The 238-nt window shown below is 50.4% G+C and carries 1 protein-coding gene; it reads left to right on the top strand.

Annotated features, from left to right (window positions below; all coding sequences use genetic code 11):
• On the top strand, positions 1–238 hold a 238-nt coding region (locus HMPREF2794_RS15780; protein ID WP_070751866.1), incomplete at both ends, for a phage tail tape measure protein.

A 238-nucleotide genomic window follows, 5' to 3' on the forward strand; every position in this document is an offset into this window, starting at 1 on the left:
GCGGTATCGCTTTGCGTAACACGATAGTCAAATTGCAGGCTCCGACTACGGACGCGATCAAGCAACTGAAAGCTGCCGGGGTCAATATAAAAACGATGCAAAACCAGTCCCTTTCACTGACTGACCGACTGCGTGCCCTGACTCCGGTCATGCACAACGCTACAATCATGTCCGCGTTGTTCGGAAGTGAAAACCTTGCTTCAGCGATGGCTTTGATTGAGGGTGTAGACCAAATTGA

Source organism: Bacteroides sp. HMSC067B03 (assembly GCF_001811315.1).
Lineage (GTDB): Bacteria > Bacteroidota > Bacteroidia > Bacteroidales > Bacteroidaceae > Bacteroides > Bacteroides faecis.